General features: G+C 64.5%; 17 protein-coding genes. 6 read left to right on the forward strand and 11 right to left on the reverse strand.

The genetic code is table 11. The features are described 5' to 3' along the window. Window positions 1-11 precede the first annotated feature (11 nt). Window positions 12-1160: a GGDEF domain-containing protein gene (locus tag GGR36_RS20125; RefSeq protein ID WP_183637749.1), complete on the forward strand. Its 1149-nt coding sequence runs from the start codon at window positions 12-14 to the stop codon at window positions 1158-1160. Beyond that, the gene (locus tag GGR36_RS20130; RefSeq protein WP_183637752.1) at window positions 1157-2335 is read left to right on the forward strand and encodes a GGDEF domain-containing protein; all 1179 of its coding nucleotides are present in this window, start codon (window positions 1157-1159) and stop codon (window positions 2333-2335) included. Before GGR36_RS20125 ends, GGR36_RS20130 begins: the two co-directional genes overlap by 4 nt. Before the next feature lie 6 nt (window positions 2336-2341). Here GGR36_RS20130 and GGR36_RS22180 read toward each other — a convergent pair whose 3' ends face one another. Next, window positions 2342-5017, reverse strand: a complete 2676-nt coding sequence (locus GGR36_RS22180) for an HAD-IC family P-type ATPase (protein WP_183637755.1) — start codon at window positions 5015-5017, stop codon at window positions 2342-2344. Next, window positions 5017-5970: a D-2-hydroxyacid dehydrogenase gene (locus tag GGR36_RS20140; RefSeq protein ID WP_221229641.1), complete on the reverse strand. Its 954-nt coding sequence runs from the start codon at window positions 5968-5970 to the stop codon at window positions 5017-5019. Before GGR36_RS20140 ends, GGR36_RS22180 begins: the two co-directional genes overlap by 1 nt. 307 nt (window positions 5971-6277) lie before the next feature. Here GGR36_RS20140 and GGR36_RS20145 point away from each other — a divergent pair, with 307 nt between their 5' ends. Beyond that, on the forward strand, window positions 6278-7045 hold the full coding sequence (locus GGR36_RS20145; RefSeq protein WP_183637881.1) for an IclR family transcriptional regulator: 768 nt from the start codon (window positions 6278-6280) through the stop codon (window positions 7043-7045). A gap of 63 nt (window positions 7046-7108) precedes the next feature. On the opposite strand, the gene pbpG is transcribed toward GGR36_RS20145, so the two are convergent. From pbpG to GGR36_RS20160, 3 genes are all read right to left on the reverse strand, one after another. Continuing rightward, window positions 7109-8155 (reverse strand): D-alanyl-D-alanine endopeptidase, encoded by a 1047-nt coding sequence (gene pbpG / locus GGR36_RS20150; RefSeq protein WP_183637757.1) that lies wholly within the window; start codon window positions 8153-8155, stop codon window positions 7109-7111. Between the two features lie 74 nt (window positions 8156-8229). Further along, window positions 8230-9468, reverse strand: a complete 1239-nt coding sequence (locus tag GGR36_RS20155; RefSeq protein ID WP_183637759.1) for a patatin-like phospholipase family protein — start codon at window positions 9466-9468, stop codon at window positions 8230-8232. Between the two features lie 69 nt (window positions 9469-9537). After that, complete coding sequence (locus GGR36_RS20160; RefSeq protein WP_183637762.1) at window positions 9538-11817, reverse strand: NADP-dependent malic enzyme; 2280 nt, start codon at window positions 11815-11817, stop codon at window positions 9538-9540. Window positions 11818-12117: 300 nt separating this feature from the next. Between GGR36_RS20160 and GGR36_RS20165 the strand changes: the two genes are divergently transcribed. Both GGR36_RS20165 and GGR36_RS20170 read left to right on the forward strand, forming a co-directional pair. Next, the gene (locus tag GGR36_RS20165; RefSeq protein WP_183637765.1) at window positions 12118-13950 is read left to right on the forward strand and encodes a phosphoenolpyruvate carboxykinase (GTP); all 1833 of its coding nucleotides are present in this window, start codon (window positions 12118-12120) and stop codon (window positions 13948-13950) included. Between the two features lie 80 nt (window positions 13951-14030). Beyond that, complete coding sequence (locus GGR36_RS20170; RefSeq protein ID WP_183637768.1) at window positions 14031-15218, forward strand: pyridoxal phosphate-dependent aminotransferase; 1188 nt, start codon at window positions 14031-14033, stop codon at window positions 15216-15218. Window positions 15219-15267: 49 nt separating this feature from the next. Here the strand turns inward: GGR36_RS20170 and GGR36_RS20175 are convergent, their stop codons facing one another. Beyond that, window positions 15268-16005 carry a transglycosylase SLT domain-containing protein gene (locus GGR36_RS20175; protein WP_183637781.1) on the reverse strand — a complete coding sequence of 246 codons (738 nt, stop codon included), beginning with the start codon at window positions 16003-16005 and terminating at the stop codon, window positions 15268-15270. 686 nt (window positions 16006-16691) lie between these two features. Here GGR36_RS20175 and GGR36_RS20180 point away from each other — a divergent pair. Beyond that, window positions 16692-17975, forward strand: coding sequence for a hypothetical protein (locus tag GGR36_RS20180; protein WP_183637784.1), 1284 nt, complete (start codon window positions 16692-16694; stop codon window positions 17973-17975). A gap of 47 nt (window positions 17976-18022) precedes the next feature. Here the strand turns inward: GGR36_RS20180 and GGR36_RS20185 are convergent, their stop codons facing one another. From GGR36_RS20185 to GGR36_RS20205, 5 genes are all read right to left on the reverse strand, one after another. After that, on the reverse strand, window positions 18023-19156 hold the full coding sequence (locus GGR36_RS20185; protein ID WP_183637786.1) for a ribonucleotide-diphosphate reductase subunit beta: 1134 nt from the start codon (window positions 19154-19156) through the stop codon (window positions 18023-18025). A gap of 365 nt (window positions 19157-19521) precedes the next feature. Next, window positions 19522-22371, reverse strand: coding sequence for a ribonucleoside-diphosphate reductase subunit alpha (locus tag GGR36_RS20190; RefSeq protein WP_183637789.1), 2850 nt, complete (start codon window positions 22369-22371; stop codon window positions 19522-19524). Between the two features lie 249 nt (window positions 22372-22620). Further along, the gene (gene ampD, locus GGR36_RS20195) at window positions 22621-23220 is read right to left on the reverse strand and encodes a 1,6-anhydro-N-acetylmuramyl-L-alanine amidase AmpD (protein WP_183637792.1); all 600 of its coding nucleotides are present in this window, start codon (window positions 23218-23220) and stop codon (window positions 22621-22623) included. A gap of 8 nt (window positions 23221-23228) precedes the next feature. Continuing rightward, window positions 23229-24611, reverse strand: a complete 1383-nt coding sequence (locus GGR36_RS20200; protein WP_183637795.1) for a sigma-54-dependent transcriptional regulator — start codon at window positions 24609-24611, stop codon at window positions 23229-23231. Then, window positions 24608-26152, reverse strand: coding sequence for a sensor histidine kinase (locus tag GGR36_RS20205; RefSeq protein WP_183637796.1), 1545 nt, complete (start codon window positions 26150-26152; stop codon window positions 24608-24610). Before GGR36_RS20205 ends, GGR36_RS20200 begins: the two co-directional genes overlap by 4 nt. Window position 26153 lies beyond the last annotated feature (1 nt).

Raw genomic sequence — 26153 nt, forward strand, 5'->3', positions numbered from 1 at the left:
CCCGCTGCCCGATGATCGACGTTCCCACCCTTCTCACCGTGCTGTGCCTGGACTGCGTAGCGCTCGCACTGACGCTGCTCGCCATGCAGATCGGCCGCATGAAGGATGGACAGACCCAATGGTTCTCGGCCTTGATCTGCCAGGCCATTGCAGTCGCGCTGTTTGTCTGGATGGCCTACACGCCCCCCACGCCGACCGTCATTGTCAGCAGCATCGTGCTGCTGTCCGCGAGCTTTTCCTTGTATGCCGCGTCGATGGCGGCGTTTGCCAACGCACGGCTGCCGCGTCTCGCGCTGGTCCTGCCGCCGGTATTGCTGGGCCTCCAGCACGCGCACTGGGTCGACGACTTTGCCGCGCGCGCACTTTGCTCGAACGCCGTGTTCGCTTTCCAGCTGGGGCTCTGCGCGTGGCCGCTGGTCCGCATGCCGGCAGACGGCAAGGCACACTATCGCTGGCTGGTCAGCGCGAGTTTCCTGCTCGGCGCTTTTTCAATGCTGCTGCGCTTGGGGGAGCTCGTATTTGCGCCCGAGCGCCTGCCCGATCTGTCGGTCAGCGAACCGATCAACGCGACCGGCGTGTGGCTCAACCACCTCAACCTGATTCTCAGCAACCTCGGGATTGCACTGATGCACCAGGCCCGCGCGCGCGCCGCGGCGGATCAGCTCGCCACCCGGGATGCCCTGACCGAGCTGTTCAACCGGCGATCGTTCATGCTCCAGGCCGCGCGCGAAGTCCTGCGCGCCGAACGCAGCGAACAACCGCTGTCGGTGCTCATCATCGATCCCGACCACTTCCGGCAAATCAACGCGACCTATGGCAGCCTGGCCGGCGACCGCGTCTTGCGCCACCTCGCGCAACAGACCGAGGCGCTGCTGCGCGGCCAGGATCTGTGCGCCCGTTACGGTGACGAGGAAATCGCGATCCTGCTCCCCGATACGCCCCAAGGTGGCGCACACACACTGGCAGAGCGACTGCGCGAACACATTGCCAAACAGTATGTCGGGCCAGACATGGTGCGCTACACCGTGAGCATCGGCACTGCCAGCCTCAAGCAGGGCGAACGCGACGCCGCGACCTTGGTGGCCCGCGCCGAGGCCTCGCTGGCTGTGGCCAAGCAGGCCGGCCGCAACCGCGTCGCACCCGCAGGCGAAGCCGCATGATGCTCGACGCCTTCACGATGCAGTTTGCAACCGTTTTGACGGCGCTGGCGCTGGTGACCGGCCTGCTGGTGGCGAACGAGAACCTACGGCGACATGAGGCGCTGCGGCTCTGGCTGGCCGGCCTCGCGCTTTTCGGCATCGGCGTCACCGCCTTCATGCTGCAGAAACAGTTGCCGCTGCGCCTGAGCATCGCGCTCACGGCGCTGTGCACTTACGGCGGCGTCATGTTGCTGCTGACAGCGGTGCTCGCTCTGAGCGGGCGGCGCGCACCGGCATGGCTGCTGGTGTTGCCGATCGCCGCGCTGACGGTGGCGCAAATGTTCCAGACCGAAGACGCTGATTCGCGCCGGCTCCTCAACGCGATCGTCGGCGTCGCGCTCTACGTCGCGGCCGCTTTTGCGGCCCTGCACCCGGTGCAGGGTGTTTCGCGCCGCGCACGGCTGGTGCTGGCGAGCAGCTTGCTGCTCGGGGCCGCGGCCTACGCCTTCCGCATCCACGCGGTGATGCAGCCAATCCTGGCCGGGACGCAGCGCAGCGGCATCGACACCAGCCATGTGCTGCTGCTGATTGCTTCACTGCTGGCAAGCACCATCGCGATGGTGCTGATTCACTATGAACGCGAGGGCGAGCACAGCCACCGCCTTGCCACCCTCGACCCGCAGACCGGTGCCTACAACCGCCGCACCCTGTTCGATCTTGGGCAACGCGAGCTGGCGCGGGCCCAGCGGCGCGAGCGGCCCTTGTGCGCCGTGGTGCTGCGTATCGACGAGCGACCGGCAGGCCAGGAACCGCGGCTCCCGCACGAAGATGAACGCGCGCTCTTGCACCTTGCCGAACTCGCGACCAGCACGCTGCAGCGCCAGGACCTGTTCGGACGCCTTGGCAGCGCGGAGTTCTGCATCGTGCTGCCGGACACTGCGCTGGACGGTGCGATGCAGGTTGCCGAACGGCTTCGCCTGCGCGCAGAAACCGTGTCGCAGACCGAGTGTGGCGTGGCCTACACGGTATCGCTCAGCGCAGCGGAGCGCGCGCCGAGCGAGCTTTCGTTCATGCATCTGAGCACGCGCGCGCAAACGGCCTTGCTCGCCGCCGAAGCGCCCAATCAGGTGGTGCAAGACATCGACGGGCAGAACGGCAGCCGCGCACGCGTCACGCAGGCCTTCGAGCCCGGCTGAGGTCGCTCACCGCTGGCGGTGCCGTTTGGGGTGACGGATCAGTTTCTCCGCACCGACGATCAGATTCACCAGAGCGCCGATCAAAAGGATGTCACCCCAGCTTGCGGCATCGATCGCGACGCTGCCGAAGGCCGCCTGCATCAGCGGTGCGTAGGTAAAGGCCAGTTGCAGAAGGGCCATGCCGGCAATACCGGCCCACAGCGAGAGATTCGAGAACACGCCCACACTCCACCAGCTGTGCAGCAGCGAGCGGCAGTTGAGCAGGTAGGCCATCTCGCCGAACACGAAGACGTTGACCGCCGCGGTCCGGGCGTAGTCGACGCTGTGCCCGGCGGCCAGCTCACGTTCGAACAGCCCGAATGCGCCGACCACCAGCAGGCTGCCGGCAAGCACCACCCGTGCCGTCAGCGCACGCGTCAGGATGGGCTCTGACGGGGCGCGCGGCGGGCGCGTCATGACATCGCGCTCGATCGGCTCGAAGGCGAGCGGCAAGCCGAGCAGCAGCACGGTGCTCATGTTGATCCACAGGATCTGCAGCGGGGTGATCGGCAATGCCACGCCAGCGAGGACGGCCACCATGATCACCACCCCTTCGGCGAAGTTGGTCGGCAGCGTCCATACGATGAACTTGAGCAGGTTGTCGTACACGCCGCGCCCCTCTTCCACCGCAGCTTCGATCGAGGCGAAATTGTCGTCAGTCAGCACCATGTCGGCGGACTCCTTCGCGACATCGGTGCCGCCCTGCCCCATGGCCACGCCGATATCCGCCTGACGCAGCGCCGGCGCATCGTTGACGCCATCGCCGGTCATCGCGACCACCTCGCCGCGTGCCTGCAAGGCTTCCACCAGCCGCAGCTTCTGCTCCGGCTCGACACGTGCGAACACCGACACCCGGCCTACCGCTGCGTCCAGCGCTGCTTCGTCCAGTGCCGCCAGTTCGCGTCCGGTCATCACGCCCGAGTCTTCGCTGCCGATGCCCAGCGCGCCGGCAATCCCCGCCGCGGTCGTGGCGTGATCGCCGGTGATCATCACTACGCGAATGCCCGCCGCCTTGCAGCGCGCGACGGCAGCCATCGCCTCATCTCGCGGCGGGTCGACCATGCCCTGGAGGCCAAGGAACACGAGTCCCTTGCCGATCGCGTCGCGCTCGATCCGGTCGGCCGGGTGAGGGCCGCAGGCGAAGGCAAGCACCCGCATGCCGCGCGCTGCCATGGCCTCGGCCGCCGCATGGATGGCGCCGCTGTCGATCGGTACGCGGTCGCCATTGGCATCGAGCGCGCTGTCGCAACACCCCAGCACCCGCTCCAGCGCGCCCTTGAGCCACAAGCGCTGCCCGTCGCCGTTGCGGTTGAGGGTCGCCATGTACTGGTAGCGTGCGTCGAAAGGCAGTTCGTCGGTCCGCGGGTGGGATGCGCGCAAGCCTTCGACATCGAGCCCGCCGCGCGTGGCGGCGAGCAGCAGCGACCACTCGGTCGGGTCGCCGGAAAAGACGTAGTCATCGCCTTCGACGCGCATCTGCGCGTCATTGCAGAGGATGCCGGCGCTCAGCAGCGGCGCCAGCGCCGCGTTGGCGACGGGTGCGCCAGCGCCGGGCCGAATCCGCCCGCTCTTCGGCGAGCCGCCGCCCTCCACCGTGTAGCCGAATCCGCCGACGAGCAGCTCGGTGACCGTCATGCGGTTCTGCGTCAGCGTGCCGGTCTTGTCCGAACAGATCACGGTCACACTGCCGAGCGCCTCGACCGCGGGCAAGCGGCGGATCACCGCCGCGCGGCGCGCCATGCGGCCGACGCCGATTGCCAGCGTGATCGTCAGGGCTGCCGGCAGCCCTTCCGGGATCGCGCCGACGGCCAGCGCAACGGCCGCCATCAGCATGTCTGGAACGGTTTCGCCGCGCGCAAGACCGACACCAAAGGTCAGCGCCGCAAGGACGACGATGATCCACAGCATCAGATTGGAAAACACGGCAAGCCGCCGCGTCAGCGGCGTCGCCAGCAGCGGCGCGGCATCGATCAGCGCGGCAATGTGACCGACCTCGGTACGTCCGCCGGTGGCGACGACCACGCCTCGCGCCCTGCCCCGCAGCACATGGGAGCCGGCGTAGGCCATGCACAAGCGCTCACCGAGGGCAGCTTCGACCGCAACCGGGTCCGCTGCCTTCGCCACCGGCAGACTCTCGCCGGTGAGCATCGACTCGTCCACCGTGAGGTCGCGCACGCGCACAAGCCGCAAATCGGCCGGCACGCGGTCGCCGGGATCGAGCAAGACGATATCGCCCGCGACCAGGGCGGAAGACGCCACGCGCGTCCGCTCGCCATTCCTGACAACGCTGGTGAGCGCCGCAACCTGGCGTGCCAGCGCCGCAATGGCGGCCTGTGCGCGGACCTCTTGCGCCGCCCCGACGATCGCGTTGATCAGCACGACGAGGAAAATCACGCCGGCGTCGACCCATTCACCCAGGGCCAGCGCCAATACCCCGGCCGCCAGCAGGATGTAGATCAGCGGCTCGCGCAGCTGTGTGAGGAAGCGCGCGAACGGCCCGGCGGGCGGCTTCCCGCTGATCTGGTTGGGGCCGTCCCGGGCGATGCGGCGGGCAACCTCGTTCTCGTCAAGGCCACGCGCAGCATCGACTTCGAACGCCGCAAGGCACTCGTCGGCCGCACTGGCGTGCCAGGGCCGCGACATCAGGCCACCCGGTTGATGGGTTCGCCGCGCAGGTAGGCATCGATGTTGTCGACCGCGCTATCCGCCAGGCGCTGGATCGCTGCACGCGACGACCACGCCATGTGCGGCGTGATGATGAGGTTGGGAATGTCGGGCGCGAGCAGCGGATGCCCGGGCGGCGGAGGCTCCTGCGACAGCACGTCTGTCGCCGCCCCGGCGATGCGCCCGCTGCGCAGCGCTTCCGCGAGCGCCGGCTCGTCCACGAGCCCCCCCCGCGCGGTATTGATCAGCACCGCCGTGGGTTGCATGCAGGCAAATTCGGCCGCGCCCATCAGCAGGCGCGTCTCGGCGTTGAGCGGACAGTGCAAGGACACCACATCGGCGACGCGCAGCGCATCGTGGAACGCCATGTAGCCGTCGCGCACCTGGGATGCGCCCTTGCGCTCGGCCAGCACGACCCGCATGCCGAGCGCTTCCGCCCGCCGGATCAGGCCATCACCGAGCGAGCCGCGCCCGACAACCGTCAGCGTCGCTCCGCACAGGTCGGCCACCGGCCGGTCAAAAAGCCCGAAGCTCGCGGCGCGGCTCCAACGCCCGCTGCGCACGTCATCGACATAGGCCAGCAGGTTGCGGCGCAGCGCCATCATCAACATCAGTGCGTGCTCCGGCACGGTGTCGGCGGCATAGCCACGCACATTGCTCACAACGATGCCGCGGGCGCGACAGGTCGCGAGGTCGACGTTATCGGTACCCGTCGCGGATACCGAAACCATGCGCAGCTCGGGTAGCTTTTCGAGTATCGCGGCACTGAGCACGGTCTTGTTCACCAGCGCGACGCGCGCGCCTGCAAGGCGCACCACGACCTCGTCGGCCGGTGTCGTCGCATGATCGATCCATTCATGCGGCGCCGCCGGGCGCTTGAGCGTTACCGGAAGCGAGGCAGTTTCGAGCGAGACGACGCGCGGCACGGTCATGAAGAGACTCCCCTGCATCCTGAACAGATCCTGGTTCAAGCATAGCCGCTGCACGGGATCGCTTGCGGGACGAAGTCAAACAATCGTCGCGAGGGACGCGCCGCCATGGAAGGCAACGCGCCCCGAAGGCGCTCCATTCAGAGCTCAGGAAACGCCCAAACCGAGATCGCAGCCCGCTGGACGTATCAATATTTCACATTGCGAAACATCCCGCATTGCAATATGATGCGCCGTATTCCAAAAGAAAGAAGTTGTCGCAGTGGCTGCCGAAGAACCCAAAGCATCGTCGATCCAGGTGATCGAGCGGATGATGAATCTGCTCGATACGCTGGCAAAGCACCCGGACCCGATTCCGCTCAAGCAACTCGCAGGCGAAACCGGCCTGCACCCGTCGACCGCGCATCGCATTCTCGCGGCGATGACCGCGCGCGGCTTTGTCGAACGCGTCGATGCCGGCGTGTATCGCCTCGGCATCCGGCTGCTGCAGTTGGGCAATGTGGTCAAGTCGCGCATCTCGGTGCGCGATTCGGCGGTTGAGTCGATGCAGAAGCTGCACCTTGCGACCGGAGAGAGCGTCAACCTTGGCATGCGCGACGGCGACGACATCGTGTATGTCGAGCGCACCTCGAGCGGCCGCTCTGCAGTGCGGGTGGTGCACATCGTCGGGGCACGCGCCCCCTTGCACACCACGGCGACCGGCAAGCTCTTCCTCGCCGAAGAGAGCAACGCGCGCATCGCCGAGTACGCGCGCCGCACCGGCCTGCCACCTTCGACGCCAGCCTCGATCACGACCCTCGCGGCGCTCGAAAAAGAGCTCGAACGGGTGCGTCGGCATGGCGTCGCCTATGACATGGACGAGGTCGAAAACGGCGTGCGCTGCATCGCCGCCGGCATACGGGACGATTCCGGCGAGCTGATTGCCGGGCTGTCGCTCTCTACCCCGGCCGATCGCTTCAACCCCGACTGGGCGCCGCTGGTGCGCGACACCGCGGCCGAAATCTCCGCAACGCTGGGATACTTCAAACCCGAATCGAGCACCGTCGCCCTGCGCAACGACAAAGCACCAAGACGTTGATCCGCTTGCGACAAAAACAAAGCGCGCCGTAAGGCGCGCTTTTCGTTTTGCCGACCCGCAGGCTCAGCCAGCAGGCACATGCGCACCAGCCTGATGCGCCACAAGGTTCTCGACCCAACGCTTGACACGCTGCGCATCTGCGACACGAGTGAATTTGCCGACCGAGTCGAGCAGCACGATCACCATCGGCTTGTCCGCGAGCCAGGCCTGCATCACCAGGCAGCGTCCGGCCTCGTTGATGAAGCCGGTCTTGGAAACGCCGATCTGCCAGTCCGGGCTCTTGACCAGCGCGTTGGTGTTGCGGAAGGTCTGCTCCCGCCCGCGGACCATCAACGTTTCTTCGTCGTCGGTCGAGAACTGCCGGATCAGCGGGTAGTGCGAGGCGGCAGCCACCATCTTCGCGAGATCGCGCGCCGAAGACACGTTTTGCGGGTTGAGGCCGGTCGAATCGTGGAAGAAGGTTTCGCTCAAACCCAGCGCCTGCGCCTTGCGGTTCATCGCGAATACGAAAGCGTTGATGCCGCCCGGGTAGTTCCGGCCTAGCGCTGCTGCGGCGCGGTTTTCCGATGACATCAGCGCGACGTGGATCATCTCCTCGCGCGTCAGTTCGGTACCCACCACCAGGCGCGAACTGGTGTTCTTGAGCTTGTCCGTGTCGTCGTCGGTGACGGTCAGCGTTTCAGACAGCGAGAGCTTCGCATCGAGCACCACCATCGCGGTCATCAACTTGGTGATCGACGCAATCGGCAACACCGATTCGGCATTGCGTTCGAGCAGCACCTTGCCGGTCCCCAGTTCCTGCACCACGAATGCGTTGGAATGCAGCAAAGGGTTGCCGTCACGATCAACCGAAACCGACGTCGCGCGCACCGGCGACACCTTCGACGTGCGTGAATCCTGATACAGCGCCTTGGCAACGCTCACGCGTTTGCTCTTCTTGCTGTTGACCGAAGCATGTACGACATGGTGCCGCGACGAGGTGTGCGCTTTAGCCGTCGATTTGCGCGTGGGCGTTTTCGCCGATGCGTCTTTCGAATGTGCTGCGAACGCGGGCGTTCCCACGATGCTGGCCGCAACCAGCAAGGCGTAAATCATTCTGGGCTTTTTCATGCTTCCCCTTATTCGGCTGGTAAGCGAAACCGGCCTTTTCTTCATAGCGAGATTCTAACAATTTCTCAAGCGGATTAAGAGGATAGCGCACCAATTTCAGACTGAATCTCAGCATCCTGTTCGGCGGTCATGGCACCGAAACCACTGCGATGGCCGCGAAACTCGCTTTTCACCGAAGCAGGATCCAGACGCAGAAAGCGGATCAGATCGTTGCGTTTCATCATGGCGTCACGATAGCCCAGATCGATCAGGGCACGCGTATAAGACGCCTCGAACAACAGATACGACAGCACTGTCGACCCTGAACGCCCACCAGAACCCACGCCCCGCAGCATCACCCGCATCGGGCGCGGGAGTGCCTTGAAGTGGCGCGCGGCAAGGTGGTCGAGGCGCTCCGACGGCGAAATCACCAGCGTTTCAATGGGCTTGAGGTTGATGCCCAGCTCGGCACGCAAATGATCGGGAATCTTCGCAACCGTCGAATTGATGCGCTCAAGGCGTTCAAGGTCCACCGCCAGACCGTCTAGGAAGATAGACGAAAGCGCGTGACCGGCAATTTGCGCCGGCGACGGGTATTTGTCTCCACGCGCCCGACGCGTTTCATCCTTGGCTCGCCCGGCCCCGACGACGAGGATGCGCGTGGCGCCAAGGTGCACGGCTGGCGAGACCGGCGCGAGCTGGCGCATCGATCCATCACCGAAGAACTCACGGTTGATCTTGATGGCCGGGAAGACGAAGGGGATCGCGCTCGAAGCCATCAGGTGATCCACGTTGAGCCGCGTCGGCACACCCACCCGCGCAGCCCGGCGCCAGGGTTGCACCCGGTGCGCCGCCTCATAGAAAGTCAGGCTCTCGCCGGTCGCGTAGCCGGAGCAGGTGACGCTGACCGCATAGAGCGCACCGCAGTCGAGCGCGCGCCCGATCCCGTCGAAATCGAGTTTTGACGAGAGCAGCTCGCGCAGGGGCCGATTGTCGAGCAGCGAGCGCGGGCCGCGCCGCAGCAGCCATCCCCATAGCAGCGTGCCGCCCCACAGGAGCGCCGACTTGGCGACGGCGAGGCTGTCCGCCCGATAGACGTGCCGCGCGTGAAAGTGCCTCCAAATCCAGGCGAGGCGACGCACGCTGCGATCGAAGTCTTCGGCGTAGGAGGCAAGCGCCACCGCGTTGATCGCGCCGGCCGAAGTCCCGCACAGGATCGGGAATGGATTGTCCGAGCGCCGCCCCCGCAGTTCGCGGATCGCCCACAACACGCCGACCTGGTATGCCGCTCTGGCGCCTCCACCCGTCAGTACGAGTGCAGCACGGTCTTCCATGCATCTTCCCCCTATCGCCCCTGACAGGGTTTGCGGCACGAATCTGACAAAGCTTTAGCGCCGAGCAGGCTATTTGGTGCGCGCGTGGCCGGCCTCCACCACCGTCAATGCGGTCATGTTCACGATGCGCCGCACGGTGGCCGTCGGCGTGAGGATATGCACCGGCTTTGCCGATCCCAGCAGGATCGGCCCCACCGTCATGCCGTCGCCAGCCGCGGTCTTGAGCAGGTTGAACGCAATGTTCGCCGCGTCCAGCGTAGGGAAGATCAGCAGGTTGGCATCGTCGCGCATACGCGCGTTCGGAAACACCTGCAGCCGGACGCTTGCGTCAAGGGCCGCATCGCCATGCATTTCGCCCTCCACCTGCAGTTCCGGATGGCGTTCGTGGAGCAGCGCCAGCGCGGCGCGCATCTTCTCGGCAGTGGGCGTGTCGTCGGTGCCGAAACTCGAATGCGACAGCAGTGCCACACGCGGCTGGATACCGAAGCGGCGCACTTCTTCCGCGGCGAGGCAGGTCATCTCGACGAGTTGCTCGACCGTGGGGTCGTAATTGACGTAGGTATCGCACAGGAACACGGTGCGGCCGGGCAAGGCCAGCAGGTTCATGGCATAACAGCTGCCCACCCCCTTGGCGCGCCCCAGCACGGTTTCCACGAACTTCAGGTGCAGCTGGTGCAGACCCGACGTGCCGCATATCAAGCCGTCGGCATAGCCGAACTTGAGCATCAATGCGCCGATCAAGGTCGCGCGCCGCCGCACTTCGCGCCGCGCGTATTCGACCGAGACGCCACGCCGCTCCATCAGCGCGTGGTAGTGCGTCCACAGCTCGCGGTAGCGCGGGTCGTCGTCCTGATTGACCATCTCGAAGTCGAGTTCCGGCCGCAGGCGCAGACCGAAGCGCTCGATGTAGCGCGTGATGACCTCGGGGCGACCGATCAGGATCGGCCTTGCCAGCCCCTCGTCCACCACCGTCTGAACCGCGCGCAGCACCCGCTCGGATTCGCCCTCAGCGAAGATGATGCGCTTGGGCGCGCGTTTGGCCGCGGCGAACACCGGCTTCATGATCAGGCCGGACTGCCAGACGAAATTGTTGAGCCCCTGCCGGTACGCCTCCCAATCGGTGATCGGCCGCGTCGCCACGCCCGAATCCATCGCCGCCTGGGCCACCGCCGGCGCGATCTTGACGATCAGGCGCGGATCGAAGGGCTTGGGGATGATGTACTCTGGGCCAAAGCTCGCGATGCCCTCGCCATACGCGGCGGCGACGACGTCGCTCTGTTCGGCGCGCGTGAGTTCGGCGATGGCCCGCACGGCAGCAAGCTTCATCTCGTCGGTGATGGTGGTCGCGCCGACATCCAGCGCACCGCGGAAGATGAACGGGAAGCACAGCACGTTGTTCACCTGGTTCGGGTAGTCCGACCGCCCGGTGGCGATGATCGCGTCGTCGCGCACCGCCTTGACCTGTTCCGGCAGGATCTCCGGCGTCGGATTCGCCAGCGCGAGAATCACCGGATTGGGCGCCATCCTTGCGACCATCTCGGGCTTCAGCACCCCACCGGCAGACAGGCCGAGAAAAACATCGGCCCCTTCGATGACGTCGGCGAGCGTGCGGGCATCCGTCTTCTTGGCAAAGCGGTCCTTGACCGGGTCCATCAGCACCGGTCGCCCCTCATAGACCACGCCTTCGATGTCGGTGACCCAGATGTGCTCGACCGGTATGCCGAGCATCACCAGCAGGTCGAGGCAAGCGAGCGCCGCCGCGCCGGCGCCAGAGGTCACAAGCTTGATCTGTGACAAATCCTTGCCAAGCAGGTGCAAGCCGTTGAGCAAGGCGGCGCCGACCACGATCGCGGTGCCATGCTGGTCGTCGTGGAAGACCGGGATGTTCATCCGCTTGCGCAGTTCGCGCTCGATGTAGAAACACTCGGGCGCCTTGATGTCTTCAAGGTTGATGCCGCCGAATGTGGGCTCCAGCGAGGCGATGGTCTCGATCAGCTTGTCCGGATCGGGCTGCTGGAACTCCAGATCGAATACATCGATCCCGGCGAACTTCTTGAACAGCACCGCCTTGCCCTCCATCACCGGCTTCGCGGCGAGCGGCCCGATGTTGCCGAGCCCCAGCACGGCGGTGCCATTGGTGACGACGGCGATGAGGTTGGCGCGCGCGGTCAGCGTGCCCGCCTCTGCCGGATCTGCGACGATCGCATTGCACGCTGCGGCCACCCCTGGCGAATACGCGAGCGACAGATCCTGCTGGTTGGTCAGCGCCTTTGTCGGCGTGACGGCTATCTTCCCCGGCTTGCCCGCGCGGTGGTATTCCAGCGCTGCAGCCTCAAAACGCTTGTCCATGCTCTCCCCGATCAAGTCGTGCCATGAAACGCAACGCCCCCGTGCGTCCGGCTACTTTCAAACTCGCGGCAGGATACTCGCTGCATGCGACCTTGGGATAAGTCCTTAGTTGTGCTGCCTGTGCCGGGGGCATAGACTTCTATAAGACTCAGGATTTTGGTTCGCGCCAGCCAAGAAGAAAAGCTCTTGGTGCGAATGCTGCGGCGTCGTTTCTCTCCTCCCACCGACGCTGGGCCACGTGCGGTACTCGTCCGCGGGGTATCTGCGTGCGTTCGAATTCGTGGTAACCAGGAGAGAATCATGACCACACGTTTGCCCGAAGCGGCGCTCACTTCCGCTCCGGAATATGTCCGCCACGCGCGTCTCAAACAGTGGGTGGCAGAAGTCGCCGCCCTCACCCTGCCTGATCGCGTTGTCTGGTGCGATGGCTCCGAGGAAGAATCCGCACGGCTGTGTGAAGAAATGGTCGCAGCCGGCCAGATGATCCGCCTCAATCCGGAAAAGCGCCCGAACTCCTTCCTGGCACGCTCCGACCCTTCGGACGTGGCGCGCGTCGAAGACCGCACCTACATCTGCACCACCGATCCGCATGACGCCGGCCCCACCAACAACTGGGAGTCGCCGGCCAAGATGAAGGCCACGCTGACCGAACTGTTCCACGGCTGCATGCGTGGCCGCACGCTGTACGTGATTCCGTTCTCGATGGGGCCTCTGGGCAGCCCGATCTCGCAGATCGGCGTCGAAATTTCGGATTCGCCCTACGTGGTGGTGAACATGCGGATCATGACCCGCATGGGTCGTGCGGTGTATGAGGTGCTTGGCGACAACGGCGATTTCGTGCCGTGCCTGCACTCGATAGGCGCCCCCTTGCAAGCGGGCGAAAAAGACAGCAGCTGGCCGTGCAACCCGACCACCAAGTACATCTGCCACTTCCCCGAGACCCGTGAGATCTGGTCCTACGGCTCGGGCTACGGTGGCAACGCACTGCTCGGCAAGAAGTGCTTCGCGCTGCGCATTGCCTCGACGATGGCACGCGACGAAGGCTGGCTGGCCGAACACATGCTGATCCTTGGCGTTGAAAACCCGCAAGGCGAGAATACCTACGTCGCGGCGGCGTTTCCGTCTGCCTGCGGCAAGACCAATTTCGCCATGCTGATCCCGCCGGAGAGTCTGGGCGGATGGAAGGTCACGACGGTTGGCGACGACATCGCCTGGATCAAGCCCGGTCCCGATGGCCGCTTCTACGCCATCAACCCGGAGGCCGGCTACTTCGGCGTGGCGCCGGGCACGAACGAGAAGACCAACCGTAACGCGATGGCGACCCTGCATGCCAACGTGATCTTCACCAACGTCGCGCTAACCGACGATGGCGACGTGTGGTGGGAAGGCATGAGCAAGGAAGTACCCGCACACCTGATCGACTGGACCGGGCAAGACTGGACGCCAGACTGCGGTCGCAAAGCCGCGCATCCGAACTCCCGCTTCACCGCGCCGGCGGGCCAATGCCCGTCGATCGACGCGAAGTGGGAAGACCCGGCGGGCGTGCCGATTTCTGCCTTCGTGTTCGGCGGTCGCCGCGCGACAACCGTGCCGCTGGTCTACCAGGCCTTCAACTGGAATTTCGGCGTCTACATGGCGGCGACACTCGGCTCTGAGACCACCGCAGCGGCCTTCGGGCAGCAAGGCGTGGTGCGCCGCGATCCGTTCGCGATGCTGCCCTTCTGCGGTTACCACATGGGCGATTACTTCAACCATTGGCTGAAGATCGGCCATACGGTCGAGCACACACCGAAGGTGTTCTGCGTGAACTGGTTCCGCATGAACGAAAGCGGCGATTTCATGTGGCCAGGCTTCGGCGACAACATGCGCGTGCTCAAGTGGATCGTCGAGCGCTCACGAGGCGAAGTTGGCGCGCGTGAAACCGCGCTCGGCTGGATGCCCAAGTTCGAGGACATCGAATGGTCCGGCATGGGCATCGGCCGCGAAGAATTCGAAGCGCTTACAGCGATCGACGCTCAAGCCTGGCGCAGCGAGCTTGCCCTGCACAAGGAATGGTTCGACAAGCTGGGCAAACGCCTGCCACGCACCCTGGCGCTGCAGCGCGAGCTGTTCGAAGAAGCCATCGGCCGCTGAGCCACAGTCCCTGACTGTCACGAGCGCCGCCCTCGGGTGGCGCTTTTCATTTCCGCCTCTGCCGGGCGTAAAGTGTCGCCATGTCGGAATACACCCATTCACTTTGCGCCGGGCCGCTCGCGCGCCGCGCACGCGACATCGAACCTTTCCACGTCATGGAATTGCTCGCGCGCGCCCACGCGCTGGAGGCTCAGGGACGCGACATCATCCACATGGAGGTCGGCGAGCCGGACTTTCCGACGCCCCCGCCCGTCATCGCCGCGGCGCAAGCCTTTCTTGATCAAGGCTACGTCCGTTACACGCCAGCGCTCGGCCTGCCAGCCTTGCGCGAGGCCATTGCGGCGCACTACGCCAGGCGCTTCGGCGTCACGATTGAAACCGAACGCATCGTCGTTACCGCTGGCGCATCGGGCGCCCTGCTACTGGCCCTTGCCGCGCTGACGGAGCCCGGCGATGCGTGGCTGTTACCCGACCCCGGTTACCCTTGCAACCGGCACTTCGTGCGCGCGTTCGAGGGAGTGCCGACGGCACTGCCGGTCACCGCTGCCGCTGCTTTTCAGCCAACGCTCGCACAGGTCGAAGGCGCCTGGACGCCCGATACGCGAGGCATCATCGTCGCGAGCCCCTCCAATCCGACCGGGACCGTGATCGACACCTCGACGCTTGACCAGATCGCGCAGTTCGTCGGTGCGCGCAAGGGCGCGCTGATCGTGGACGAGATCTACCAGGGGCTCACATACGACACCCCGCCGCACACCGCGCTTGGTGGTGGCACCCCCACATTCGTCATCAACAGCTTCTCGAAGTATTTCGGCATGACCGGGTGGCGACTGGGGTGGCTGGTGGCGCCCAAGGCTTACGTGCGGGAAATCGAGAAGCTCGCGCAGCACTTCTTCATCAGCCCATCGACCCCTGCGCAACACGCCGCACTGGCGGCCTTCGCGCCGGAGTGCATCGCGATTCTCGAATCGCGTCGTGCGGCGTTTGCGCGACGTCGAGAAGTGCTGATAGACGGTCTGCTGGCACTCGGTTTCGACATCCCTGCCCGCCCAGCGGGCGCGTTCTACGTCTACGCGGACGTCGGCGGTTTGAGCACTGACAGTTTCGCGCTTGCGCACCGCCTGCTCGAAGAGGCTGGCGTTGCGGTCACTCCGGGCAGGGATTTTGGCGCCCAATCTCCGGACCGCTGGCTGCGTTTCGCCTACACCACGGACGAAGCGCGTATCACCGAAGCGATCGGGCGCATGGCGCGCGTTCTGGCCGGGTAGAAATGAAAAGGGCCGGCTTGGCGCCGGCCCTGCGAGTGAAGCGTCTGAATCAGCGGGCGGACGCCAGCTTGGCGCCCTGACGCATCGCCAGTTGCAGGCGTTGCTTCTCGGCGATCACCTTGTTGGCGTAGCCTTCAGTCGGGTCATCAGCCGCGCCGCCGTATTGCTGCAGACCCGCCATCAGCGAGCCATTGCGGCGAATGTATTCCTTCAACACCTGTGCGCCGACACGGATGTTCTCGGTGGGATCAAGCAGCGGTGCAGCACCGGCCTTCTCGTCGAATTTGTCCTGGTGGAAACGTGGCACCACCTGCATCAGACCCTGAGCACCCACTGCACTTTCGGCAAACGGATTGAAGCTCGACTCGATGCCGACGACAGCAACGATCAGCAGCGGATCAATGCCGACTGAATGGCCCGCTTTCTGTGCGGCAACAATCAGTGGTTCTACTGCAGCACGGGCGACACGATAACGACGGGCAAGGTAGTCGGTCACGCGTTCCATTTCCGGCGAGAGCTGATCCGGGTGATCCGGATCCACCAGTGCCGTGTCCTGCTCAACGGTTGCCAGATCAGCCGGGGACAGGCTGTCCTCGGCGGCAACTGCTGCCTCGGCACGTCCGAACAGACTCTGCAGCGGCAAGCCGCCCAGGCCCTGGTCGAATACGCGTACGCCGAGAATCACTGTTACCACGAGCCCTGCGACGAGCAGACTTCCGTGGGCGAAGTGCAGAACAAAGGAACCAACGTGCCGAGCAGCTGCTGCGACGCGAGTTGCGTAGATCATCATTCCTCCTCTGAGGCTCTGACGGCATATTCGCCTGAACGGTCTGAACAGACACGCGACATTCCTTACGCCCAAGAACAAATCCCTGGGTCATGCGGAAAACTGGTCTGTCAGCGCACGGGCGATACCGCGCAAAGTGGTCAAGGGTCGATCGAGGTGTACCGCCGCAACCAGACGATGCACCGACTAAGAAACACCAAGAATTACCAGGAACGAAACAGAAGCTGGCGGTCTGTTCGCTTCTCTGAATGAACTACTGCGATATATCGATCGCAACCAGACGAGGCGCAGTGTATTGATTCCAATAGGATTTGTCAATCCCACCCGGAATCGTTGCACTGCAACAACAATGCCGTTTGGATATTCATAGAGCCTTGGTGGTGGCGGCTTGGCGGCCGGCATCACGCGCAATCCCAAGAAAAAAGGCACGTGCAAGCACGTGCCTTCGTCGATCGCTTTGCTGACCTGATCAGGACGGGCGTGAGCCTGTCGGGAACGGCCACGCGGCAGTCGGATTCAACGACGACTTCAGCCCCGGAGTTGCTGCGGTCGAGGGTTTCGCGTCAGCGGCGGCCGGCGCATCCGCTGGCTTTGCGGCAGGTGCTGCCGCATCGGTCTTGGCTTCAGCTTCAGCCTTGGGCGCCTCGGCCGCCGGAGCAGCAGGCGCCGCTGCAGGCGTCGCCGGTTTGGCTGCGGCTTTCTTCGCGGCGGGCTTCTTCTTCGGCGCGGCCTTGGTTGCCTCAGATTTCACCTCTGCCGGTTTGGCTTCAACCGGTTTCGCTTCAGCGGCCGGTTTGGCCGTAGGCGCTTTTGCGGCTGGCTTGGCAGCTGGCTTTGCGGCCGGCTTGGCCGCCGGTTTCGCCGCCTTCGCAGCGGGCTTTGCCGGCGCCTTCTTCGCTGCAGGCTTCGCTGCGCTTTCAACCGCCTTGGCGACAACCTTCTCGGCCTTGACCACAGCCTTTGTGACAGCCTTCTTCACGGCGGTAGCCTTCGTCGCCGCTTTCTTCGCTACTTTCTCGACAGCTTTTTCAGCCTTGGCGACGACTTTCTTCGCTGCCGTCACTTTCTTTGCCGCCTCTTTCTTGACGGTCTTCTCAGCCTTCGCCACGGCTTTTTTTGCTGCGGTTACCTTTGCAGTCGCGGTCTTCTTCACAGCCTTCTCGGCCTTCGATACAGCCTTCTTGACTGTGGCGACGGCGGCCGTGGCCTTCTTCGCTGCAGGCTTCGCAGCAGCTTTCGGTGCAGCCTTCTTCGCGACCGGCTTCGCAGCAGCCTTGGCCGGTGCGGCCTTCTTCGCGGCTGGCTTCGCAGCGGTCTTCGGTGCGGCCTTGGCGGCGACCTTCTTTGCCGCAGGCTTGGCGGCGGCCTTCGGCGCAGCCTTCTTCACTGCGGGCTTGGCCGCCGGTTTTGTGGCCGCCTTGGTTGCAGTCTTCTTGGCAGCGGGTTTGGCTGCAGCCTTAGGAGCAGCTTTGGCCGTTGTCTTCTTTGCCGCAGTCTTCGCAACCGCGCGGGTAGGCGTCGGATGCACCAGAGTGGTCTTGCGTTCCGTCACCTTGGCGGCGGGTTTGGCTGCGGTGGCCTTCTTGGCCGCCGGTTTGGTGACGGCGGCCTTCTTGGCGGCGGGTTTCGCGGCTGGTTTGGCGGCAACCTTCGCTGCGGGTTTCGCGGCCGCCTTGGCGGCGGGCTTTGCCGCCGGCTTGGTCGCCGCCTTGGCGGTCACCTTCTTCGCTGCCGGTTTGGCTGCCGCCTTGGGGACAGCGGCCTTCTTTGCCACCGGTTTCGCGGCGGGCTTGGCTACTACCTTCTTCGCCGCAGGTTTCGCGGCTGCCTTGGGGGCCGCCGCTTTCTTGGTCTTGTCAGTGCTCTTTGCTGTTGCCATATCACCCTCCATCGTAGCGTCGTGGGTCAGTCAATGCGCACGTCACCACGCGGAAGTGGCGCGCCGCAGCCGCACAAGTGCGCGGCGGTAGTAAAACCTGTGAAGCGGTGTACGAGACGGTGGAGAGCAAGCGGCAAATCAATCCCAACTCAGCGCCCCTCCCGTCTGATACTCGATCACCCGCGTCTCGAAGAAGTTGCGCTCCTTCTTCAGATCGATCATTTCGCTCATCCAAGGGAACGGGTTTTCCGCGCCCGGATAGATGGCATCGATGCCGATCTGCTGGCAACGCCGATTCGCGATGAAACGCAGGTATTCCTTGAACATGGATGCATTGAGGCCGAGCACGCCGCGCGGCATGGTGTCTTCGGCATAGCGGTATTCAAGCTCGACACCACGCTGCATCAGCGTGCGGATCTCGTCGCGGAATGCCGGCGTCCACAGATGCGGATTCTCGAGCTTGATGGTGTTGATGAGGTCGATGCCGAAGTTGCAGTGCATCGACTCGTCACGAAGGATGTATTGGTATTGCTCGGCCGCGCCGGTCATCTTGTTCTGGCGGCCGAGCGCGAGAATCTGCGCGAAGCCGACGTAGAAAAACAGGCCTTCCATGATGCAGGCGAAGACGATCAACGAGCGCAGGAGTTGCTGGTCCGCCTCGGGCGTACCCGTCTTGAATTCCGGATCGGTCAGGGTCTCGATGAAGGGGATCAGGAATTCGTCCTTCGCACGGATCGTCGGGATCTCGTGGTAGGCGTTAAAGATCTCGCCCTCGTCGAGACCGAGCGATTCGACGATGTACTGGTAGGCGTGCGTGTGGATCGCTTCTTCAAACGCCTGGCGCAACAGGAACTGACGACACTCGGGCGCGGTGATGTGGCGATAGGTGCCAAGCACGATATTGTTGGCAGCGAGCGAATCGGCCGTGACGAAGAAGCCGAGGTTGCGCTTGACGATACGCCGCTCGTCCTCGGTGAGGCCGTTCGGGTCCTTCCACAGCGCGATGTCGCGCGCCATGTTCACTTCCTGCGGCATCCAGTGGTTCGCGCAAGTGGCGAGGTACTTCTCCCACGCCCACTTGTACTTGAAAGGAACGAGCTGGTTGACGTCTGTCGCGCCGTTGATGACACGCTTGTCAGCAGCGTTGATCCGTCGAACGCTCACCGCGTCGTCCTGCTCGATGCCGCGCTCGGCGACAGACGATACCTCCGCCTCAACCGCGCGGGGCTGTTTCCAATTTGCAGAAACGAGGTCGTCGTCAAAATTCAGCATGCCAATATCCTTTAGTTCAATTTTTCGAATCGATCAACAAATTTCTGCAACTCGTCGACGGCCGGAGACGTACTGCCGGCGCGGCTTTCCGTGAAGTTGTGCGTCACCCTGTCACAACCAATATCGCGGAAACCCGCATAAATACTAGTTCTCAGAGGATCGCCCGGAGAGCCTTATGCTGCGCGGCTCTGCGGCGAGCGGTGTTGCAAAGAGCGAACACTGCGTGCGACGCGTCTACCGGTTTCATGAGACGACGTGGCACCGGTCCACACATGCGACACGAAGATTCCGGACCACATCTCGCACCTTGCGCATGCCACGTCGTCCCCCGTTTCTCATCACGAGCCGAGGCGCATGTAGGACGTTTACTGACACGCCTCGCAATCGGGGTTGTCGATGCTGCAGAACTTCGCGGGCTCGGCGGCGGACGCAGCAGCACTCACGCCTCCGCTCACCGGCACCGCGTTCAGTTCGCCCCCGCGACCCGTCGACTTCTCCGCCGACGTCGCACCCAGGGCACGCAGGTAGTAGGTCGTCTTCAGGCCACGCAACCAGGCGAGCTTGTAGGTTTCATCGAGCTTGCGGCCCGATGCACCGGCCATGTAGATGTTGAGTGACTGCGCCTGGTCGATCCATTTCGCGCGCCGCGCGGCGCATTCGACGATCCACTTCGGCTCGACCTCGAACGCGGTGGCGTAGAGCCGGCGCAACTCGTCCGGAATGCGGTCGATCTTCGCGAGCGAACCGTCGAAGTACTTGAGGTCGGCGACCATTACCTCGTCCCACAGGCCGAGCTTCTTCAGGTCGCGGACCAGTGACTCGTTGGCGATCGTGAACTCGCCCGAGAGGTTCGATTTGACGTACAGGTTCTGGTAGGTCGGCTCGATGCAGGCGTCGACGCCGATGATGTTGGAGATCGTCGCCGTGGGCGCGATCGCGACGCAGTTGGAGTTGCGCATGCCGACCTCGCCAATGCGGCGCCGCAGCGCGTCCCAGTCGAGCGTGCTGGAGGTGTCGACTTCCAGGTAGCCGCCCCGTTCCTCGGCCAGCAGCTTGAGGCTGTCGAGCGGCAGGATGCCACGGTCCCACAGCGAGCCACGGAAGCTCGAATAACGGCCCCGCTCCTCGGCCAGATCGGTCGAGGCCCAGTAGGCGTAGTAGCACACCGCTTCCATCGCACGATCGGCGAAGGCGATCGCATCCTCCGAGGCGTAGGGGATGCGCTTGGCGTGCAGGCAGTCCTGGAAGCCCATGATGCCGAGGCCGACCGGGCGGTGCTTGAGGTTCGAGTTACGCGCCTTGCCAACCGCGTAGTAGTTGATGTCGACCACGTTGTCGAGCATCCGCATCGCGGTGCGGATGGTGCGGCGCAGCTTGTCGTGATCGAGCTCACCATCCTTGCCCAGGTGCGCGAGCAGGTTCACCGAGCCGAGGTTGCAGACCGCGATCTCGGTATCCGAGGTGTTCAGCGTGATCTCGGTGCAGAGGTTGCTCGAATGCACCACGCCCACATGCTGCTGGGGCGAGCGGATGTTGCACGGGTCCTTGAAGGTGATCCACGGATGCCCGGTCTCGAACAGCATCGTCAGCATCTTGCGCCACAGCTGCAGCGCCGGGATGCGACGGAACAGCTTGATATCGCCACGGTCCGCACGGCGCTCGTACTCGACGTAGGCTTCTTCAAAGGCACGGCCGAACTTGTCGTGCAGATCGGGCACATCAGAGGGCGAGAACAGCGTCCACTCGGCACCTTCCATGACCCGCTTCATGAACAGGTCCGGAATCCAGTTCGCGGTGTTCATGTCGTGCGTGCGGCGGCGGTCGTCGCCGGTGTTCTTGCGGAGTTCGAGGAACTCCTCGATATCGAGGTGCCAGGTTTCGAGATACGCGCAGACCGCGCCCTTGCGCTTGCCGCCCTGGTTCACCGCCACCGCGGTGTCGTTCACCACCTTGAGGAAGGGGATCACGCCCTGGCTCTTGCCGTTGGTGCCCTTGATGCGGGCGCCGAGCGCGCGCACCGGGGTCCAATCGTTGCCCAAACCTCCCGCGAACTTCTGCAGCAGCGCGTTTTCCTTGATCGCCTGGTAGATGTCGTCGAGGCTGTCATCCACGGTGGTCAGGTAGCAGGACGAGAGCTGGGAATGCAGCGTGCCGGCGTTGAACAGCGTCGGCGTCGAGCTCATGAAGTCGAACTGCGAGAGCACGTTGTAGAACTCGATCGCACGCGCCTCACGGTCGATCTCGCCCAGTGCCAGACCCATCGCGACACGCATGAAGAAGACCTGCGGCAGCTCGATTCGACGCTCTTCGATATGCAGGAAGTAGCGGTCGTAGAGCGTCTGCAGGCCGAGGTAGCCGAACTTCAGGTCACGGTCGGCGACGATCGCTGCGCCCAGGCGCGCGAGGTCGAACTGCGCGAGCTTCGGGTCGAGCAGTTCCGCCTCGATACCCAGCTTCACATACCGCGGGAAATACTCCGCGTAGCGCGTTGCCATTGCGGCATGGGCAACTTCCTCGCCCAGCACCTCGTCGCGGATCACATGCAGTTGCAGCCGCGCGGTGACGTAGTCGTAGGCCGGTTCCTTCTCGATCAGCGTGCGGGCGGCGAGGATCAGCGCCTTGCGCACTTCGTCCAAAGGCACGCCGTCGTAAAGGTTGCGCAGTGCGCCTTCGAGGATCGCCTCGGGCTGCACCTGCTCGCCTAGGCCGGCGCAGGCGGCCGCAACCAGATCGGCCAGCTCGGCGCGGTCCAGCGGCCTGCGTTCGCCGCGGTGCGTGACATGCAACGCCGCGGCCGGCGGCGTTGCCTTCGCCTTCTGCGCACGCTCGGCAGCGCGCTTTTCGCGGTACAGCACATAGGCGCGCGCGACGTCGTGCTCGCCCGAGCGCATCAGCGCAAGTTCGACCTGATCCTGGATGTCTTCGATGTGGAAGGTGCCGCCGTGCGGCTGGCGACGCACCAGTGCGCGCACGACCTGTTCGGTAAGGCTGCCGACCACCTCGCGCACCCGTGCCGACACGGCCCCGTGCGAGCCCTCCACCGCGAGGAAGGCCTTGGTCACCGCGAGCGCGATTTTCGAGGGTTCAAAACTGACGACCGCACCGTTGCGCCGGATCACCTTGAAGTCGCCAAAGCGCTCCGCCTCATTCTGGGTGTCTGACGTCGGCGTCGAGAGCGCCGGATTGATGGTTGCCTCGCTGGCGATGACCTGCATCGATCTCTCCTGTCTGGGGTCTGCCGCATCTGATTGCCTCGGCAGCACACTTATTATTGACCTACTAGATCTAGTAGTTCGATTACTAATTTGAACTAATTCTAGTGAGCAAACCCAGGATCATGCAAGAAAGAAAATTTGCGCAATGCGCAAATCAAAGGCGAAGGACGAGGTCGCGGGCAGCGCATCTGGCCGCCCGAACCGGGCGCCCGTCGCGCGAGGACTCCGAAACGTAACGAAGCTGGCGCGTCAGCGCAGCAGCGTGGCGAGGAGGTGCCAGTCGAAGAACGGGCCGGGATCGGTCTTGCGCCCCGGCGCGATGTCGCTATGGCCGGCGAGGTCGGCTACCGGGTGACGCCCGGCGATGCTACGGATCAGTCCGGCGAGCGCCGGATACTGCAGCGCCTCGAAGGGCTGCGTGTCACTGCCCTCAAGTTCGATGCCGACCGAGAAGTCGTTGCAGCGCTCGCGGCCGTTCCAGCACGAAGCGCCTGCATGCCAGGCGCGCCGGGTCGTCGGGACAAATTGCTCGATCGCGCCGTCGCGGCGGATCAAGAAATGCGCCGAGACACGCAAGTGATGGATGCCCGCGTAATACGGGTGTTCGGCCGGGTCGAGCGTGTTGGTGAACAGTTGTTCAATCCCCTGCCCGCCGAACTGTTCCGGCGGCAGGCTGATGGCATGCACGACGATCAGGCTGACATCGCAATCGGAGGGTCGCTCGTCGAAGTTCGGCGAGCCGATCTGTCGCGCCGTCGGCAACAGGCCGTCGGCATTCACCACAGGATAAGGCGCGAAGACGCCCTCCGTCAGGTCAAGCGAGTCGTCGCCGCGCAGCGTCAGACGCATCGCCGCGCTCAATCCTTCATGCCGAGGCGGTCCATGCGGTAACGCAAGGAACGGAAGGTCACGCCGAGCAGGCGCGCCGCCGCCGTGCGATTGCCGTCGGTTTTGGCAATCGCTTCGTTGATGGCCTGCCTTTCGACGCGGTCGAGATAGTCCTGCAGCGACTCGCGCTCCAGCGCGACGCCTCCGCCGGGCACCGCGGCAACGCCGTCTTCGCCTTCGCGCGGCTCGATGTGCAGATCGTCGGCGGTGATGCACTCGGCGCTGTGCAGCGCGAGCGCACGCTCAAGCACGTTTTCCAGTTCGCGCACGTTGCCGGGGAAGGCGTAGCGCATCAGCGCCGCCATTGCGGCATCCTCGATGCGCGGTGTCGGCAGGCCTGCATCGTTGGCCAGCCGGCGCAACAAGGCCTCGACCAGCGCCGGGATGTCTTCGCGCCGCTCGCGCAAGGCCGGCATGCGCAGTTCGATGACATTGAGGCGATAGAACAGATCCTGGCGGAAGCGCCCCTGATCGACCAGGTCTTTCAGATTGCGATGGGTCGCACTGATGATGCGCAGGTCCACCGCCAGCTCGGATGTGTCGCCGACGCGCCGCACCCGCTTTTCCTGGATCGCACGCAACAGCTTCACCTGCATCGGCAGAGGCAGGTCGCCCACCTCGTCGAGGAACAGCGTGCCGCCGTTGGCGGCCTGAAAGAAGCCATCGCGGTCGGCGTCGGCGCCGGTGAAGGCGCCTTTGCGATAGCCGAAGAACTCGCTTTCCATCAGGTTTTCCGGGATCGCACCGCAGTTCACGGCCACAAAGGGTTTGCTCGCCCGAGCGCCGTGCTCGTGAATCAGGCGCGCCGCCCGCTCCTTGCCGCTACCCGATTCGCCGCTGATGTACACCGGCGCCTGACTGCGCGCCAGGCGTTCGATCATGCCGCGCACTTGCTGCATGGTCGGCGAATCACCGGTCAGCGACGTGGCGCCGATCGGCCGGGACTCCGCGGTGCGCTTGGGCAGATCGAATACCGATTTGACCAGCGCTCGTAGCTGTTCGAGCGACACCGGCTTGGACAGGTAATCGAAAGCGCCGACCTTCAGCGCCGTGACCGCGTTTTCCATGCTGCCGTAGGCGGTGATGACCGCGACCGGCAATTCTGGGTGATGCTGCGCGATTTCCTTCACCAGCGTCAGCCCCTCGCCGTCCGGCAGACGCATGTCGGTGAGGCAGAGCTTGTAGTTGCGCTCGGCGAGCAGTGCGCGCGCCTCCGCCAGCGATCCGGCCGCGTCGGCACCAAGTCCCATGCGCAGCAAGGTCAGCTCAAGCAGTTCGCGAATATCCGCTTCGTCATCGACGATCAGCACTGCCGCGTCCGTGCGGGCTCGCCGCTCACTCGCTCCACTCATGCAATCCCCTTCGCTACCAATCTGAAATGCGCGCCGCTGCGCGAATCGCACAATTCGAGCTGCGCGCCGTTGGCCTGCGCCAGTTCGCGCGCAATGTAGAGCCCCAGCCCGGTGCCGCGCGGATCCGAGGTAAAGAAGGGCTCGAAGATCTGTGCGCGGGCCTCTGGTGGCACACCGGGGCCGTCATCCACCACATCAAGCAGGACTTCACCTTCATCCCCGCTCTGGATCGTGACCTTGACACTTCCGGGCGCCCCCGAAGCGTAGCGGCGAGCATTGCCAATCAGGTTCCACAACACCTGCTGCAAATGAATGCGGTCGAAGCGCAGGGGCAGCGCCATGTCACCCACGAGCATCACGAGCGCCGGGTCGAGCCCCTCGAAAGCCACCTGTTCATCGACGAAGGCGCGCACAAAAGGCAGCAAGGGGATCGTTTCCGGCGTGGCACGATCGCGCCGCCCGAGTTCCAGCACGTCGCGCACCATGCGGTCGATGCGCAGCGTGTTGTCATGAATGATCCGGGTCAGCCGCGACTGCATTTCGGCGCGCTTCTCCTCTGCGAGCAACTCGCTTGCATGGCTGATCGCGGCCAGCGGGTTGCGAATTTCGTGCGCGATGCTTCCAGTCAGCCGGCCGAGCGCCGCCAGCTTGATCTGCTGCGCCTCACGCTCGATGCGCTCAAGGTCTTCGAGGTACACGATGGTGTCGCCCTGGCCACCCAGGCGCAGGGTTCGCACCCGCACGCGGCTGCCTCCGTCGTTCATGCGCACCTGCCCACCGCCCTGCTGCACCGCATCGGCAAGTTCCGGGGAAATCACTTCCAGCGGAATGCCGCTGCCGGGTATGTCGCCGAGCAGCTCGGCCGCTTTCGGGTTGGCCTGCAGCAGCACGCCATCGGGGTCCAGCACCAGAATCCCATCGTGCAGATCAGCGATCACCTGTTCATTCACCTGCACCTGGCGCCGCAACGCGGCGCCGCGCTGGTGCGCAAGCCGTTCGTTGGCCAGCGCGCGCGTAGCCAGCAGGCGTGCGACGGTCGCCACCGCAAAGAAGCCGATGCAGATGAGGCCAACCGCGGTGATGTCGGACGCCGCCTCGGTATCGATCGCCAGCGCGCGCAAGCCCTGCACCACCAGCACCGACACCGACGCGAGCGAGGCATAAAAATAGACCAGGCGCCCCTCGCCCAACAGGCCTCCGGCCGCCACCACCACCATCATCATGTAGGGCAGCCCGCCCTTGTGGCCGCCACCCACGTACATCATCGCGCTCAAGGCGAGGATATCGACCGCGATGTGGGTACTGACCACCCAGTGGAAGGGTGCGCGCGACATGCGCAAGAAATAGAGCAACGCCACTGCGGCGAACAGGTAGCCGCTGACGACCCCGTACCAGGCATCGGCACTGTTGCCGTCGGAAATCAACATGCGGCCGATGAAGGCAAGCCCGCAGGCGACGATGAGCCGGTAGTAGCTGTAATAGCGCAGCGATTCCCAGCGCGATTCGGCCGGTTGCCAGACCTGCGCCGTCGTGGCGGACATT

It is taken from the genome of Niveibacterium umoris (assembly GCF_014197015.1).
Classification (GTDB): domain Bacteria; phylum Pseudomonadota; class Gammaproteobacteria; order Burkholderiales; family Rhodocyclaceae; genus Niveibacterium; species Niveibacterium umoris.